18 protein-coding genes are annotated in these 15,553 nt (G+C 71.7%); 13 read left to right on the forward strand and 5 right to left on the reverse strand.

Annotated features, from left to right (window positions below; translation table 11 throughout):
- Window positions 1–7 precede the first annotated feature (7 nt).
- From LWC33_RS06670 to LWC33_RS06685, 4 genes are read left to right on the forward strand one after another with little or no spacing between them, the layout of a single operon-like run.
- Window positions 8–457, forward strand: coding sequence for a limonene-1,2-epoxide hydrolase family protein (locus LWC33_RS06670; protein ID WP_233303348.1), 450 nt, complete (start codon window positions 8–10; stop codon window positions 455–457).
- Window positions 454–891 (forward strand): nuclear transport factor 2 family protein, encoded by a 438-nt coding sequence (locus LWC33_RS06675; RefSeq protein ID WP_233303349.1) that lies wholly within the window; start codon window positions 454–456, stop codon window positions 889–891. Before LWC33_RS06670 ends, LWC33_RS06675 begins: the two co-directional genes overlap by 4 nt.
- A complete protein-coding gene (locus LWC33_RS06680; RefSeq protein ID WP_233303350.1) occupies window positions 864–1,325 on the forward strand; it encodes a hypothetical protein in 462 nt (153 codons plus the stop codon). Before LWC33_RS06675 ends, LWC33_RS06680 begins: the two co-directional genes overlap by 28 nt.
- Window positions 1,325–1,747, forward strand: a complete 423-nt coding sequence (locus tag LWC33_RS06685) for a MaoC family dehydratase (RefSeq protein WP_233303351.1) — start codon at window positions 1,325–1,327, stop codon at window positions 1,745–1,747. The genes LWC33_RS06680 and LWC33_RS06685 overlap by 1 nt, the downstream gene beginning before the upstream one ends.
- Window positions 1,748–1,817: 70 nt before the next feature.
- On the opposite strand, the gene LWC33_RS06690 is transcribed toward LWC33_RS06685, so the two are convergent.
- Together LWC33_RS06690 and LWC33_RS06695 are read right to left on the reverse strand one after the other, a co-directional pair.
- Window positions 1,818–3,338 (reverse strand): class I adenylate-forming enzyme family protein, encoded by a 1,521-nt coding sequence (locus LWC33_RS06690; protein ID WP_233303352.1) that lies wholly within the window; start codon window positions 3,336–3,338, stop codon window positions 1,818–1,820.
- 34 nt (window positions 3,339–3,372) lie between these two features.
- The gene (locus tag LWC33_RS06695) at window positions 3,373–4,539 is read right to left on the reverse strand and encodes an acyl-CoA dehydrogenase family protein (RefSeq protein WP_233303353.1); all 1,167 of its coding nucleotides are present in this window, start codon (window positions 4,537–4,539) and stop codon (window positions 3,373–3,375) included.
- Window positions 4,540–4,631: 92 nt separating this feature from the next.
- Here LWC33_RS06695 and LWC33_RS06700 point away from each other — a divergent pair, with 92 nt between their 5' ends.
- From LWC33_RS06700 to LWC33_RS06710, 3 genes are all read left to right on the forward strand, one after another.
- A complete protein-coding gene (locus LWC33_RS06700) occupies window positions 4,632–5,237 on the forward strand; it encodes a TetR/AcrR family transcriptional regulator (protein WP_233303354.1) in 606 nt (201 codons plus the stop codon).
- 183 nt (window positions 5,238–5,420) lie between these two features.
- Complete coding sequence (locus tag LWC33_RS06705; RefSeq protein WP_233303355.1) at window positions 5,421–7,193, forward strand: sigma-54-dependent Fis family transcriptional regulator; 1,773 nt, start codon at window positions 5,421–5,423, stop codon at window positions 7,191–7,193.
- A 64-nt stretch (window positions 7,194–7,257) separates the two neighbouring features.
- A complete protein-coding gene (locus LWC33_RS06710; RefSeq protein ID WP_233303356.1) occupies window positions 7,258–7,668 on the forward strand; it encodes a hypothetical protein in 411 nt (136 codons plus the stop codon).
- A gap of 6 nt (window positions 7,669–7,674) precedes the next feature.
- Here the strand turns inward: LWC33_RS06710 and LWC33_RS34905 are convergent, their stop codons facing one another.
- The 3 genes from LWC33_RS34905 to LWC33_RS06725 all read right to left on the reverse strand — a co-directional run bounded on the left by LWC33_RS34905 (window position 7,675) and on the right by LWC33_RS06725 (window position 10,542).
- Window positions 7,675–8,088, reverse strand: coding sequence for a Zn-ribbon domain-containing OB-fold protein (locus LWC33_RS34905; RefSeq protein ID WP_255691105.1), 414 nt, complete (start codon window positions 8,086–8,088; stop codon window positions 7,675–7,677).
- A 297-nt stretch (window positions 8,089–8,385) separates the two neighbouring features.
- On the reverse strand, window positions 8,386–8,649 hold the full coding sequence (locus LWC33_RS06720; RefSeq protein WP_233303358.1) for a beta-ketoacyl-[acyl-carrier-protein] synthase family protein: 264 nt from the start codon (window positions 8,647–8,649) through the stop codon (window positions 8,386–8,388).
- Window positions 8,650–9,231: 582 nt separating this feature from the next.
- Window positions 9,232–10,542: an MFS transporter gene (locus LWC33_RS06725; RefSeq protein ID WP_233303359.1), complete on the reverse strand. Its 1,311-nt coding sequence runs from the start codon at window positions 10,540–10,542 to the stop codon at window positions 9,232–9,234.
- 262 nt (window positions 10,543–10,804) lie between these two features.
- Between LWC33_RS06725 and LWC33_RS35845 the strand changes: the two genes are divergently transcribed.
- The 6 genes from LWC33_RS35845 to ribB are packed head-to-tail and all read left to right on the forward strand — an operon-like array spanning window position 10,805 to window position 15,549.
- Window positions 10,805–11,131, forward strand: coding sequence for a putative quinol monooxygenase (locus LWC33_RS35845; RefSeq protein WP_233303360.1), 327 nt, complete (start codon window positions 10,805–10,807; stop codon window positions 11,129–11,131).
- A complete protein-coding gene (locus tag LWC33_RS06735) occupies window positions 11,128–11,901 on the forward strand; it encodes an enoyl-CoA hydratase/isomerase family protein (RefSeq protein ID WP_233303361.1) in 774 nt (257 codons plus the stop codon). Before LWC33_RS35845 ends, LWC33_RS06735 begins: the two co-directional genes overlap by 4 nt.
- Before the next feature lie 9 nt (window positions 11,902–11,910).
- A complete protein-coding gene (locus LWC33_RS06740; protein WP_233303362.1) occupies window positions 11,911–13,092 on the forward strand; it encodes an acyl-CoA dehydrogenase family protein in 1,182 nt (393 codons plus the stop codon).
- A gap of 1 nt (window position 13,093) precedes the next feature.
- Window positions 13,094–13,933 (forward strand): SDR family NAD(P)-dependent oxidoreductase, encoded by an 840-nt coding sequence (locus LWC33_RS06745; RefSeq protein ID WP_233303363.1) that lies wholly within the window; start codon window positions 13,094–13,096, stop codon window positions 13,931–13,933.
- On the forward strand, window positions 13,930–14,427 hold the full coding sequence (locus LWC33_RS06750) for a flavin reductase family protein (protein ID WP_233303364.1): 498 nt from the start codon (window positions 13,930–13,932) through the stop codon (window positions 14,425–14,427). Before LWC33_RS06745 ends, LWC33_RS06750 begins: the two co-directional genes overlap by 4 nt.
- A gap of 27 nt (window positions 14,428–14,454) precedes the next feature.
- Entirely contained in the window at window positions 14,455–15,549 is a 1,095-nt protein-coding gene (ribB, locus tag LWC33_RS06755) for a 3,4-dihydroxy-2-butanone-4-phosphate synthase (protein WP_308190913.1), read from the forward strand.
- Window positions 15,550–15,553: the final 4 nt, after the last annotated feature.

Raw genomic sequence — 15,553 nt, forward strand, 5'->3', positions numbered from 1 at the left:
GAGCCCGATGAGCAGCTACCGCGACGCCCACCCGTGGGCGAACGAGAAGACCGAGGCCGCCGCGGCGGTCAGCGACGACGAGCGACTGGTGCTCGCGTTCTTCGCCGACCTCTCCAGCGGCGACCCCGAGAAGCTCGCGCCGTACTTCGCCCCCGACGCGATGTACCAGAACATGCCGCTCCCGCCCGCCCACGGGGCGGAGGCCGTGCTCGCGACGCTGGGCGCGCTGTTCTCCGTGATGTCGATGGACAGCATCGAGACCCTCTACCTCGCGTCGCGCGACGGGTTCGTGTTCACCGAGCGGGTCGACTACCTGACGGCCCTGCCGACCGGCAAGTCGTTCGCCCTGCCCGTCACCGGGGTGACCCGGGTGGTCGACGGGAAGATCACGGCCTGGCGGGACTACTTCGACCTGCGGGAGTTCGAGGAAGCCGTCGATCTCCCGCTGCGGCAATGATGACACCGGCGGACCGGTCGGCCGGCGACACGGTGCGGGCCTTCCTCGCCGCCCTCGGCGAGGGCGAGCGGTCCGACCTGGCCGAGTACCTGGCAGAGGACGCTGAGTACCGCGGCACCGGCATCCAGCGCCCGACGGTCGGCGCCGAACCGATTGCTCGCCTGCTGGGCATGCTGTACGCCGGGACCGGCACCACCGCCGAGGTGGTCACCGTCGAGGCGCGGGACGGCGTCGTCTTCAGCGAGCGCCGCGACCACCTGCGCTCCGGAGAGGCCCTGAGGATCCAGGCGGTCGCGACCGTCGCCGAGCGACGGATCACGTCGTGGGCGGACGTGGACCCCGACGACCCGGTCCGGCCGGGACGCCTGCTCGGCCGCCCGGCCACGAACGACACGAGAGGACGAGGATGGCGACCGACCTCGACACTGAACTGATCGGCCTGGACGACCTGCGCAAGGCCCTGGACGGCAAGACCCTGCCTGGGGACGAGCTCACCATCGAGGGATACCAGAGCGCCCTTGCCGACCACGCCCTGCTGGCACCGGCCGAGGACTCCGACCACGCGCACCCCTTCTGGCTGATCGTGCTGGCGTTGCGCGGCATGGGCATCACGGTGGACGAGCTGTGCGCACTCGCCGGTCAGCGCGAGCAGGACACCCTCCTGTTCGGCACCTGCGGGATCGAGCAGCACAGCCCGCCGCGCGTCGGCCACACCTTCCGGACCAGCGCGACCGTCGGTCCCGTGGCGCGCAAGGAGTCCCGTGGCGGCGGCTTCCTGGACTTCGTCACCGTGCGGGTCGAGATCCGGGACGCCGGCGAGCTCGTCGGTGTTGTGAACCAAGGTTTCATCTTCAAGCGAGGTGCCTGATGACGACAACCACCCTGCCCGCTGTCGGGGACGCCGTGCCGCCGCTGCGGGTCGACTCCGTCGAGGCGGACAAGATCCGCATCATGGCCCTCGTTCTGCAGGACCCGAACCCCATCCACTTCGACCTCGCCGCTGTGCGGGCCGCCGGGCTGGGCGACCGCGAGGTCAATCAGGGGGGCGTCACGATGGCCTTCGTGATGAACATGCTGGCGGCGTGGGCGGGCTCGCGCGCGGCCGTACGGGTGGTCGACTGCCGGTTCTCGGCCAATGTCTTCGCCGGGGACGCGGTGGACCTCGGCGGGACCGTGACCGCCGTCCGCGAGGTGGACGGCGAGCACCTGGTCGATTGCGAGGTGTGGGCCGACAGTGGCGACGGCGTTCGGGCCATCGCCGGCACCGCGACGGTCGCGTTCCCAGTCTGAGCAGCCGGTTCGCGAGGAACGACGAGAGGGGCCCCGCCGGTCGGCGGGGCCCCTCTCGCGTGTGTGACCGTCAGACCGCGAAGCGCGCCTTCAGCGCGGGCTTGTCGACCTTGTTGGTCCCGGTGCGCGGGATGGCCCCGACGATCTCGATTCGGCGGGGCCGCTGGAGGCCGCGCAGGTCCGGCACCGACTCGCAGTACGCGGCGATGTCCGCCGCGGTGACGCCGGGCTGCGACGGCACGACGATGGCCGTGACCTGCTCGGAGAAGCGCTCGTGCGGCGTGCCGATGACGGTCACCTCGGCGATGAGCGGGCAGGCCTGCAGGTGCCCCTCGACCATCTGTGGATAGATGTTCTCACCGCCACTGATGATCATGTCGTCTGCGCGCTCGACGTAGTAGAGGTAGCCGTCCGGGGCCTCGCGGACGAGGTCGGTGGTGCGGAACCAACCGTCGTGGAACTTCTGCGCGTTGACCTCGGGAAGCCGCCAGTAGCCAGGTGTCACAGCGTCCCCGCGGACCCAGAGCTCGCCCACCTCGTCAGCGCCGAACGCGAGGGGGGTCTTGGAACCCGCGGGCACGATCTGCCAGCGCACGACCTGCTCGAGCGGCTTCCCGAGCGAGCCGTACCGGCGCTCCTCGTGGATCGGCTCGGTGATGGCGAGGCCGCTTTGCTCGGTCTGCCCGTAGATGTTGACCGGCACGACCCCGGTCAGCGCGGTGAACTGCTTCAGGCGGGCCTCGGGCATCGCCGAGCCGCCGACCATGCAGACCCGGACGGAGTCGAGGTCCTGGCCCTGGTCCCCGAGCAGGTTGACGATGTCGATCATCATGGCCGGGACGATCGCGAGGACCGTCGGGCGCAGGGTCAGGATGTCGTGGAGGTACTCGGCGGCCTTCCACCGGCGCAGCGTGACAGTGCCCCCGGCGAGCAGGAGCGGCAGCGTGATGAGCTGGAGGCCGCCGACGTGGAAGAGGGGGGTGCAGACCAGCGCGTGGTCCTCCGGCCCGATGTCCCAGGCGTCGAGCACGCCCTCGCACTCCGCGGCCGTGTTCCGGTGGGTCTGCCGGACGCCCTTGGGGGTGCCCGTCGAGCCGCTGGTGTACATCAGCAGCGCGTCGTCCCCGTCGAGGCGCGGGGCGGTCCGCTGCGCCGGGTCGGAGGTGATCGCCTCGGTGAAGCTGTGCTCCGCCCCCTCGGTGGGGGTCAGCGCGATCACGTGGTCGGCCAGCTCGGTGCCGGCCAGCGACTCGCGCAGCCGGGCGACGTCGGTGTCCAGCGCGAGCACCCAGCGCGCGCCCGAGTCGACCGCGGCGTGGCGCAGCGCGGCCGGGGCGAACATGTAGTTGAAGGGGACGGCGACCCCGCCCGCCTTCCAGATGCCGAGCAGGGCGGGGAGCCACTCGGGCTCGTTGTGCAGGAAGAGCCCGACGCGTTCGCCGGGCGCCAAGCCCTGGGCCTGCAGGAAGCCCGCGAATCGTGCAGCGGTGTCGAGCAGGTCGCCGTAGGTCCGGGTCACGTCGCCGCAGCGCAGCGCGACCTGGTCGGCGCGACGACGTGCCACGCGTTCGATCGAGGTGAGGACGTTCATCGTCGAGGCCTCCGGTCGGGTGGGCTGAGTCGGCTCAGTAAGAGCGCGGGAGGCCGAAGGACTCGGCGAGGTTCTGCCGGGCCATCTCGTTGCTGATGGGGGCGATGCGGAACTGCCGCAGGTCGCGCCAGAAGCGCTGGGCGTGGGTCTCGCTGGAGATGCCCATGCCACCGAGGATCTGGATGCCGCGGTCCGCGGCGGACACGGCGAGCTCGGAGAGGACCACCTTCACCATGTTCGCCTCCTGGTGGCAGTGCATGCCGGCCGCCTCGCGCCAGGCGGCGTCGAACACCATGAGCTCACCCTGCTTCTGGCCCAGCCTGGTGTCGGCGATGTAGTGCTGGATGATCTGGTGGCCGCCGATGACCTTGCCGAACGTGGTGCGGTTCTTGGCGTACTCCACCGACTCTTCGAGGATGCCGTCGAGCATTCCCAGCGCCAGGGCACCCGCCATGATCCGCTCGTTGTTGAGTGAGGCGAGCAGGACCTTGAACCCGTTGTGCTCCTCGCCGATGAGCTGCGAGTCCGGGACGAACACGTCGTCGAGGAAGATCTCGCACGAGCCCATCGCCCGCATCCCCAGCTTCGGGATGTAGCGCATGTCGATGCCGGGGGAGTCGGTCGGGACCAGCAGCAGGGTGGTCCGCGGGCGCTTGCCGGGTGCCTCGGCGTCTGCGCTGCGGGCCAGCAGCAGCAGGTACGTGGCCTCCTTGGCTCCGGTCGACCACATCTTCTGGCCGGAGACCCGCCACCCGCCGTCGACCTTCTTCGCGCGAGTGCTCATGGCGCCCAGAACGTCCGTGCCGCCGCTGGGCTCGGTCACGGCGATGGAGAAGCGGATCTCACCCTCGGCGAGCTTGGGCAGGTACTCCCGCTTCTGCTCCTCGCTGCCGCCGTGCACCAGTGCCTTGGCGCCCGCGAAGGAGGGGATTCCCCAGACCCAGGACAGGCCGCCGAGGCTGCGGGCGAGCTCGCGGGCCAGCACGGCGGTGTCGACGGCGTTGCCGCCCTGCCCGCCGTACTCCTCGGGGATGCCCATCGCGTGGAAGCCCGCCTCGGCCATGCCCTCCCACAGCTCGTAGGGGTACTGGTACTCGCGCTTCTCCAGCTCCAGCGCACGTTCGGGCGGGAAGTTCTTGTCCACCCACGACCGTACGGAGTCGCGGAAGGCGCGGCGGTCGTCGTCCAGGTCGAGCAGCATGACCACGACGGTAGGAGGGGACCCCCCGATCCGGTTGTCGCGTAACGCGACAGCCACCCGCGCGAGGGGTCTTCCCGATTATCGTGCTCGGTGTGGTGAGCCCGAGCAGCAGCGCGACTACGGCCCGTGGGGGCAAGCGGATCCGGCTGGACGCCGACGACCGGCGGGACCAGATCCTCGAGGGTGCCCGCCGGCTCTTCGCCGCGCGCCCGTACTCCAGCGTGTCCACGACCGAGCTCGCGACCGCCGCCGGCACCACGCGAACGAACCTGCACTACTACTTCGGCACCAAGCGGGAGCTCTACCTGGAGGTGTTGCGGGAGTTCGGACAGCTCCCCGCCCTCCCCGCCGAGGGCGCGGGCCGATCGACCGGGCCCGCCGAGCTGGACCGCCTGTTCGCCCGGTGGCTCGACGTCCTGGAGGAGAACCCGCAGACCATCATGTCGATGATCGGGACGGTGGCCCCTGGGGCCGACCCCGAGGTGGAGGCCGTCTTCCGAGACGGACGGCGGGCCTGGGAGGACCGCCTGATCGCGGTCCTCGAACTGCCGGACGAGACCTCGATGCGCGCCATGATCCGCAGCTTCCAAGGCATGGTTTCGACCGCCGTCGCCGAATGGCTCAACACCGGGTCACTGACGAAGGAGCAGGTCCACACGCTCCTGACCCGCACCCTGCTCGCCCTGACCCCGCGGTAGACCGGCGCGAAACGCCCCTTATTGACAGCTTGTCAGTAGTCCGCCATCATCTCGTCAACGCGATGCCGCGGCCCGTCGTGGGGTTCGGCAGTGAGTCGTCGGGAGTGAACGTGGACAACGCCGTCGTCCCAGTCGTTCGCGAACGGGTCGTGTCCCCGGAGGCCGACCACGCGGAGGCCCCCCGTGGATGAGTGGGTCCGCGCCGTCCACGGCGCGCGAGACGTCCTCGGCGAGGCCCCCGGCCGGATGCCGGAGAAGGTCGGCCCCGTGCGGTCGGTGGTCTACGAGTCCTGGAAGCGCAGCAAGCTGCAGGGCCTCGAGCCGGACGCCGTGGCACCCAGCTACTACCCCGAGGTCGAGCTCGACTCGTACCTCACCCGGATCGCCGCGCCGCTGGTGGAGAAGCGCCGTGCGGCGCTCGACGCGGCGATGTGCGCGCTGTCCCTCACTGACCAGGACGGCCGGCTGCTGCGCCGCTGGGTGCCGGACACCGCGTTCGCGGGCCGCCTGGACTCGCTCGACGTGGCCCCGCGGTTCTCGGTCGCGGAGTCGCACGTGGGCACCACGAGCGCGATCTCGCTGCTCAGCGGCAAGCCCGTGATCGTGCGGGGGCCGGAGCACTTCTCGGAGGTCTTCCACTCCCTGACCTGCGCCGGTTCCCCCATCGTGCACCCGGTGACGCGGCGGATCGTCGGAAGCATCGACCTGACCTGCAAGCTCGCCGACACGAGCCCCTTCGTGCTGTCCTGGGTGATGGAGCTGGCGGCGGACATCCAGGAGGCGCTGCGGAACGCGTCGTCCCGCCAGGAGCGCCTGCTGCTGGACTCCTACCTCGCCCACAACCGCGACGCGCGCCACCCGCTGGTCACCCTCGACCAGAACACGATCATCACCAACGCCGCGGCGGCCCGCCTGATCAGCGGGATCGACCAGGCCATGCTCTGGGAGCACGCGTCCAAGGCGATGGGGGAGAAGGCCACGGCCCCGCAGCCGATGGTGCTCACCGACGGCACGCGCGTGTCGATCGAGACCCGGCCGGTCAACGACGGGCCGGACATCGTCGGCGCCGTCCTGTCGATCAAGCAGGACGTGGTGCGCCAGCAGGTCCGCCCCGGCCACCGCGAGGTCCCGGCGCTGCCCGGCCTCGTCGGGCGGAGCCCGCGGTGGACCGCGCTCTGCGCCCAGGCGGCCCGGATCGCCCCCGTCGACCGGCTGCTCGTGGTCGGCGAGCAGGGCAGCGGCCGGGCGGCCGTGGCGGCCGCGCTGTCCCGGCCGGGGCCCGTCCGGATCATCGACGCCGCCCAGATCGGGGTGGTCGGGCTGGAGGCCTGGCTGCGCGACGTCGAGACCGAGCTCGACGGGCCGGACGAGAACCTCGTCCTCCGCCACGTCGACCTGCTGGAGCCGGGAGCAGCCCAGGCAGTCGACGCGGCCCTCGATCGCCGGACGACCAGGCGTCGGGTCATCGCGACGTCGGAGACCGGGCCGATCGGGCCCGGGCCCCGCAACCCCCTGCTTGACACCTTCGACGAGGTCCTGGAGGTCCCGCCGCTGCGCGACCGGATCGAGGACCTGCCCGCTCTGCTCGCTGCCCTCACCGCGCGCGCGGTCGGCGACGGGCCCGCTGTGCGCTGGATGCCCGACGCGGTGCAGGCGTTGACCCGGCTGGACTGGCCCGGCAACGTCGCGACCCTGGAATCGCTGGTCAGGGCCATGGTCTCGCGCTGTCGCGCCGGCTACATCGGTGCGCGCGATCTGCCAGCGGACGTCGTGGCGCGGGCGTCCCGGCGCCCGCTCGCCATGCTGGAGCAGGCCGAGGCCCAGGCGATCATGCGTGCGCTCAAGGACGCGGGCGGCAACAAGCATCGCGCCGCGGAGTCGCTGGGCATCGCCCGCTCGACGCTGTACCGGAAAGTGCGGGCGCTGGGCCTGGACCTGTCCACCGCGGCGTTCTGAGCGGGCGGCCGTGCCCGCTGTAGGCTCGGTGCGGCAGGCTGCGGGGGACGGGACGGACGACGGGATGAGCTGGGTGCAGTTGCGGCCCGCTCCTCCACAGCGCACGTTCGAGGAGATCATCGGGCAGATCCGCGCGATGATCCAGAGCGGCGAGCTGGGCAGCGGTGACCGGCTGCCGTCCGAGCGGCCCTCGCCGAGCAGTTCGAGTCAGCCGCAACACCATGCGCGAAGCGGTCACCAGGCCGGAGATTTCCAGCATCATGATGAGGTCGGTGCTGGACCTGTTGCGCGAGGTGGTCGCGGCGGTCGGCCCGTCGTCGGACCGCAGCTTCCGGAGGCGCGGGCGCGGGCTGATGCAGCGGTTTCGCGCGCGGACGCCGACGGCGCGGTGCACGAGATCGAGGTGCACCTGCCCCGCCTGCACGAGCGGTGGCTGGCGGGGTACGAGGACGGCCGGACCACGCCGCTGTCCTGAGCGCCCTCAGCCGACGGGACGCACCGCGAACAGCGTGAGGTTGCCGTAGGCGAGCGCGATGAGCTCGACCGGGCGGTCCGCGGCCGGCGCGTCGGCGAGGATCTGGGTGGCGATGCGGACACCGTCGGCGAGGTCGACGACGCCCACGGTGTAGGGCACGTCCGCGGCGAAGGCCGACGGCGCGGCGTGGACGCGGGTCCAGGAGTACAGCCTCCGTCCCGCGCCCGATGAGCTCGGCCCAGTCGACCGTCCGGTACCAGCGGTGCGGGCAGAAGGGCTTGGGCGGGAAGGAGAACTGCAGGCACACCGCGCGGGTGCTCCGCAGGACCCCCGCGCGCAGTCCGTCCCAGAAGGGCGCGACGAACGCGCTGCGCCGGGCGAGTAGGGGCAGCCGCCGGTCTCGCTCAGGACGGGGATCATCGGGCGACACCGTCCAGCACGCGGACGAGCGCGGCGTTGCAGTTGCCGAGCTCGGCGCTGGTCAGGGTTAGCCCGCCCGGGCACCTGCCGCTCGCCCGCCTGTCCGCGCAGCTGCTCCAGCACCTCGACGAACGTGTAGAGACCGTTCTCACACGGGGTGCCCGCGCGACTGCAGCCCGCCAGAGGTGCAGACGGGGATCGACCGTGCGCCCCTCGGCGGCGGCCGACGCATCCGCACCCCGCTCCACCAGGCCCAGGGCCTCGCTTGACCAGAACCTCGACGATCGCGCACGGGGCTTACACCTCGGCCAGGTCGACGTCGCCCGCGGTGATCCCCGCGGACCCCATCGCACCAGCCCCCGCGACCCCGGTGGCGACGAGCCGGGTCTTGTCGCCCGGCATCTCGCTGATCTGGTGGGCGCCCTCGTGGAAGAAGCCCCGCCCGGAGAGCCGGACGTAGGGACGCCCCGTCGCGCGGACCACCTCCCCCGCGGGCACCAGGCAGACCGCGCCGTCGCCGCGCGAGGGCACCTCGAACAGGCTCAGCGGCGCGACGATCATGGGCTGAGCGAGGACCTCCTCCAGCGTGATCGGGGTGCGGTACGACGTCGCCTCGATCGAGGAGTAGGTACCCGCACGGTGATCCCGCGAGCGCGCTTATATCCGGACGAAAAGAGAACCCTTGGTGCTGATCGGCCTCACCAGCAGCGCCGCCGCCGCCGCTCGCGATGCGCGGGCGGCGGTCGACGCCGACCGGTTGGGCGGATCGCTCGCTCGGGTCCGGGCGGCGCCGCCGAGCACGGACGGAGCCGGCCGACGTGACCGGCGGTCTCCTTGTCTGGACGCGCGCCGATTCCAACGGGGCGTGGCGAAGGAGACGGGCATCGCGACGGTCAGCCGCACCTACCGGCAGTACTCCGCGCGGATTGCCGACCATTTCCTCGCCTTGGGGACGCCCGAGGAGGTGGTCGCGACCCTTCGGAGGTACGAGGCCGCCGGCGCGGACCGGATCATCCACGCCCCGGCCTGCCCGGCGACCGACAGGGCCCGGGTCGTGAGGGTTCTGGCCGACGAGGTTCTCCCGGCGTACGTGTGTGACGGGACGACGTCGTCGGACCGGGTGAGGACCCGGCCCGACGACCGTCAGGCGCTCTCGCGGGCGGGGTTCGGCTTTGCCGCCCGGACCGGCCGGTAGCTCTCCTTGGTGGTGACGATCGAGACCAGCGTCAGCACGGCGGCGAGCGCCACGAATCCCGCGACGGCGTTGATGGTGCCGGACCAGGCCAGCAACGACGCGGCGATGAGCGGAGCGAAGCCACCCCCGATGACCGCGCCCAGCTGGTAGCCGACCGAGGCTCCCGAGTAGCGGACACCGGTGCTGAACATCTCCGTGAAGAAGGCGGCCATCGGCCCGTACAGGCCGCCGAGAACGACACCGGCGATTAAGGCCCCGACCAGCATGCCTGGCACAGTGGCGGTCTGCATGAGCCAGAAGAACGGGAAGGCCGACAACAGGGTTGCGATCGCGGCGGGCACCAGGACCTTCTTGCGGCCGATCCGGTCCGACAGGGCCGCAAATAGCGGGATCGTCAGCACGGTGGCCGCACTGGAGATGAGAATGATGGTCAGGATCGTCGAGCGGGCGACGCCGAGGGTGCCGACGTAGGACACCATGAACACGATCAGGATGTAGTAGTACACCTGGATCACGAGGATCATCCCGCCGGATTGCAGGATCTGCAGGGGGTGGGTCCGCAGGGCCTCGATGAGCGGCGAGCGCTTCCGGGTGGGCGCGGCCGCGCCGGCGGTCGGTGCGCTCTCCTGCAGCGCGCGGAAGTCCGGGGTGTCCTCGAGCTTGAGCTGGACGTAGAGGCCGAGCCCGATCACGATGACGCTGAGCAGGAACGGAACCCGCCAGCCCCACGCGGCGAAGGCCTCCGCGGGCAGCACCGCGATGAGGACGAGGAAGACGACGTTGGAGAGGATGACCGCCAGCGAGGGGCCCATCTGGGCGAAGCTTCCGTAGAAGCCACGCTTGTGGGCCGGGGCGTTCTCGGTGACCAGCAGCATGGCCCCGCCGTACTGGCCGCCGATGGCCAGGCCCTGCACACACCGCAGCAGCACCAGCAGGATCGGAGCCGCGGCCCCGATCGTCCCGTAGGTGGGCAACAACCCGATCAGCGTCGTGGCGACGCCCATCATCACCATCGCGACGACCAGCAGCTTCTTCCGACCCATCCGGTCGCCGAAGTGGCCGAAGACGATGCCGCCGACCGGCCGGAAGAGGAACCCGACCCCGAACGTGGCGAAGGCGGCGAGGGTGCCGAGCACCGGTGACACGGAGGGGAAGAAGACGGTGTTGAAGACCAGCGCCGCGGCTGTCCCGTAGATGTAGAAGTCGTACCACTCGAGCGTGCTCGCGGAGAGCGCCGCGCCCGCCACCCGGCGCAGCACTCTCTCGGGCGGTGCCTTTCGGCCTTCCGCGCCCCCACCGTGCTCATCGACCACTGTCGTCACGCCCCTCCAGACAATGTCCGGCGCCGTCGCCGGATCGGGTGACGCGAAGGGTAGGGAGCGGACGGACGGTACAGATGTCGCAGAACGGGACGGCCGGACCGGGCTGGAGCGGAATGCAACACCGTCCGGTCCGCGGTGTCACTTAGCGTCCCTCCCGGAGTGCGGCACCGCCGCTCACTCGCGAGCCGAAGGAGTCCTCGTGGCCGAATCCGTCGTCGTCGTCGCCACCGTCGTGCCGAAGCCCGGCCGCGAGGCGGAGACCGAAGCGGCCTTCCTGGCCGCGGTCGCCGCCACCCATGCCCAGGACGAGGGCTGCGAGCTGTACGCGCTGCACCGGTCGGTCCGCGGGCCGGATGGCTTCGTTGTCATCGAGAAGTGGGCCTCGACCGAGGCGCTCGCTGCGCACGGCGCCGGAGCGGCGTTCACTGCGCTCTCGGCCCGCTTCGAGGACCTGCTGGCCGAGCCGCTCGGCGTCACCGTGATGGCGCCGATCCCCGCGGGCGACGAGAAGCTCGGCCTGCTGTGACCGCGGGTGACGTCGGGTACGACGTCGTCGACGGGATAGCCACCTTGACCCTGGACCGGCCCGAGGCGCACAACGCCCTGACCGTCCATATGGTCCGGCGCTTCGCCGAGGCCAGCGCGGCAGCCCAGGCCGACGACGACGTGCGCGTCGTGGTCGTGACCGGGGCGGGGGACAAGGCGTTCTGTGCGGGCGGTGACCTCGGCGAGCTGATCCCCCGACTGACCACAGGCGAGCTGGAGATCCTCACCCCGGACCCGACCAAGCGGTTCCTGTCCGACGTGGACAAGCCGGTGGTGGCGGCGGTCAACGGGCTGTGCGTTGCGGGCGGCCTGGAGCTCCTGCTGGGGACCGACATCAGGGTCGCCGCGAACGGTGCGGTGTTCGGGCTGCCGGAGGTGCGCTGGGGTCTGGTGCCCGGCGGCGGCTCGCACGTGCGGCTGCCGCAGCAGGTGCCCTGGGCGTTCGCCATGCAGCTGCTGCTCAGTGGTGACCACGTCGGCGCGGAGCGGGCCCGCGAGGCCGGGCTGGTCAACGAGGTCCTCCCGCGCGCCGACGTCCTGCCGCGCGCCCAGGCGATCGCGGCCGGGATCGCCCGCAACGCTCCGCTGGCGGTTCGCGCGGCGAAGGAGATCGCCGTGCGTGCCCTGGCGAACGAGCCGCGGTTCGCGCTCGAGTACGCGCTCAACGCCCGCGTGGTTGCCTCCGAGGACGCGCGGGAGGGCCCGCGCGCCTTCACGGAGAAGCGCACACCGAAGTTCGTCGGACGGTAGGAGTCCTCGATGACGGTCGATCTCGTCCCCACCATCCATCCCGACCACCGTGAGCTCGTCGCGTCGGTCTTCGACGCGGTCGACGGTGTGTTGGCCGCCTGCCCGCGCACGCTCTACCTGCAGCGGTCCCGGGACCGCGAGCACGCTCCCGAGCTGTGGGAAGCGATCGTCGCGGCCGACCTGCTGGCGATCGGCGTACCCGAGGAGCTCGGCGGCGCAGGCGGCGGGCTGACCGGGTGCACCGCGGTGATGGAGGCACTCGCCCGGGCGGGTGTGCCGCCGCTGCAGTACTCGCTCACCACGTTCTCCCGCGAGGCGATCCTCCGACACGGCTCGGAGCGTCAGATCAAGGACCACGTGGTGTCCACCATCAGCGGTCAGCGGCGGTTCTGCCTCGGCGTCACCGAGCCCGAGGCGGGGACGAACTCATTTGCCGCGCGGACGATCGCCCGCCCCGTCGAGGGCGGCGGCTACCGCATCACCGGTCAGAAGGTGTTCATTTCCGCGGCGGACGAGTCCGACCACATTCTGCTGCTCGCCCGCACCGCACCTTACGGCGAGCCGGTCGGCCGCCGCTCGGGATTCGGGCTGTTCGCCGTCGATCTCGGCTCCCCGGGGATCGAATTGCGACGCCTGGACATCGAGTGGCACGCACCGGAGTACCAGTTCGAGGTCTTCCTCGACGACGTCGAGGTCCCGGCGGAGGCGTTGATCGGCGAGGAGGGCCTGGGCTTCGACCATCTCCTCGCGTGCCTCAACCAGGAGCGAGTGACGATCGCCGCCTGGGCGCTCGGGCTCGGCGAGTACGCCCTGGCCAAGGCGGTCGAGTACGCCAAGGTCCGGGCGCCGTTCGGAACCCCGATCGGCGCGCACCAGGGCGTCCAGCACCCGTTGGCGCTGGCCAAGGCGGAGATGGAGGCGGCCCGGCAGGTCATGTACTCAGCGGCCGCGGAGTACGACTCGGGGCGGGACGCCGGGGCGAAGGCGAACATGGCGAAGCTGCTGGCCAGCCGGGCCGCCCTCGCCGCGGTCGAGGCCGCGATCCAAACCCACGGCGGGTCGGCGTTCGTCTACGAGACCGACGTTGTGACGCTGTGGCCAATGATCCGCATCCTGCAGATCGCCCCGCTGAACAACGAGAGCATCCTGAACTACATCGGCGAGCGCGTGCTCGGCCTGCCAAGGAGCTGAGATGGCGGAGGAGTACTGGCGGCCGGAGGACGTGCCGGAGACCTTCTACCGGCCGGGAAGGACCGCGTTGCCCGCGCTGTTCGACCTGACCGGACGGGTCGCGGTGGTGACCGGTGCCGGCGGCGGGCTCGGCCGGGAGTTCGCTCACGCGCTGGCGGCCGCCGGCGCCCGCGTGGCCTGTACGGACCTCGACGGCACGGCCGCGAAGCAGACCGCCGACGCGCTGCGCGACCGCGGCGCAACCGCCCTGGACCTCGAGCTCGACGTGACCGAGGAGGCCGCCGTCGACGAGGCGTTCGGCCGAGTGGACCGGGAGCTCGGCGGGTTCGACGTCCTGGTGAACAACGCCGGCATCGGCGACCCGCGGTCGGTGCCCCTGCACCGGGTGCGGACCGCGGACTGGCAGCGGGTCCTGGACGTCGACCTCGGCGGGGTCTTCCTCTGCAGCCGCGCCGCTCTGCGGATCATGGCGGAGCGGCGGTCCGGGAAGATCGTCAACGTCGCGTCCATGTTCGGCCTGACAGGCGCGCGGATCTCGCCGATACCGGCCTACTCCGCCGCCAAGGGGGCGGTGGTGAACCTGACGCGCGAGCTCGGGCTGCAGTACGCGAGCTCGGGGATCCAGGTCAACGCTCTCTGCCCGGGGTTCGTCCGGACGGGGCTGTCGGGCGGCGTCTACTCCGACCCCGACTTCCTCGCGCGGCTCACCGCCCAGGTGCCGATGGGACGGATCGCCGAGCCGGCCGAGCTGGCAGGGGCGCTGCTCCTGCTCAGCGCGGCGGCCTCGGACTACATGACAGGACAGACGTTGGTGATTGACGGAGGGTGCAACGCAGGATGATCGGGATCGAGCCGGTGCCGGCTGACGGTGCGCAGCTGCGGCAGGCCTTCGGATGCTTCCCGTCCGGAGTGACCGCGGTGTGCGCGCTGATCGACGGTGTCCCGGTGGGGATGGCCGCGAGCTCGTTCACCTCGGTGTCGGTGACGCCGCCGCTCGTGTCGGTGTGCGTACAGGACACCTCGACGACCTGGCCGAAGCTGCGTGACCGCACGCGGCTCGGGGTGAGCGTCCTGGCGGAGGGGCACGACGCCGTGTGCCTGAGCCTGTCCCGCAAGACCGGCGACCGGTTCGCGGGCGTGGACTGGGTCGCTGCGCCGGACGGTGGGGTTTTCGTCCACGGGTCGAGCGTCTGGCTGGATTGCTCCCTCCACGCGGAGCTCCCGGCGGGCGACCACGCCATCGCGCTGCTCGAGATCCACGGGCTCCGGGCCGAACCGGACACCCCGCCGCTCGTGTTCCACGGCAGCCGCTTCCGGCGGCTCGCCGCAGTCTGAATCACCCCTCGCGGAAGGACGCACATCGTGGTGAGCACCGTCTCCGACCGGGTCAGCAGGGCCGTCGCGGCGATCGCGGCGGGTCGCGCGGTCGTCGTGGTGGACGACGAGGACCGTGAGGACGAGGGCGACCTGATCTTCGCGGCCGAGTGCGCGACCCCTGAGCTGATGGCCTTCACGGTCCGGCACACCTCCGGATACGTCTGCGTTGCGCTGCCGGAGGAGGAGTGCGAACGGCTGGCGCTCCCGCCCATGCACCATCGGGACGGCGATCGGTTCGGCACGGCGTACCGCGTCACGGTGGACCTCGTGGGCACGGGGACGGGCATCTCGGCGGCGGCGCGTGCCCGCACGGTCGCCGCGCTCGGTTCGGCGGACGTGACCGCACAGGACTTCGTCCGGCCCGGCCACGTCGTCCCCTTGCGGGCCCGCGACGGCGGGGTGCTCCGGCGGCCCGGGCACACCGAGGCAGCCGTCGACCTCGCGCGGCTGGCGGGGCTGCAGCCCGCGGGGGCGCTCTGCGAGATCGTCTCTCGTGAGCGCCCGGGGGAGATGGCGCGCGGCGGCGAGCTGGTCCGGTTCGCGGCCGAGCACGGGCTGGAGACCGTCTCCATCGCCGAGCTGATCGCTCACCGCCGGCGGACCGAGCCGCAGGTCGAGCGGGTCGCCGTGACCTCGCTCCCCACCAGCCGGGGCGGGCTCCGGGCAATCGGGTACCGCACGCTGCTCGACGGGGCCGAGCACGTGGCCCTCGTCGCCGGTCACGTCGGGGGGCCGGACCTCCCGGTCCACGCGCACACCGAGTGCCTGCTCGGCGACGTCTTCAGTGGGTTGGGGTGCTCCTGTCGCGCCGACCTCGACACCGCGATCGCGGACATCACCCTGGCGGGACGTGGCGTCGTCGTCTACACCCGGTCGGCGGGGGCCGCCCGTGGCTGCGGGCTGTTCGCGCCGCTCGACGAGGGCGCCCGTCGGGTGTCCGCGGAGGTGGCCGCCGCCGTCGTCCTGGACCTCGGTGTCGCCTCCGCGCGCACGATGGACGACGTCCTGCGGGACACCCTGCACAGCTACGGCCTGCGGATCGACGGCGGAACCGTCGCCCCGCAGGCCGCGGCGGGCTGACCCG

The sequence above is a fragment of the Pseudonocardia terrae genome, assembly GCF_021343995.1.
GTDB classification, from domain to species: Bacteria; Actinomycetota; Actinomycetes; order Mycobacteriales; family Pseudonocardiaceae; genus Pseudonocardia; species Pseudonocardia terrae.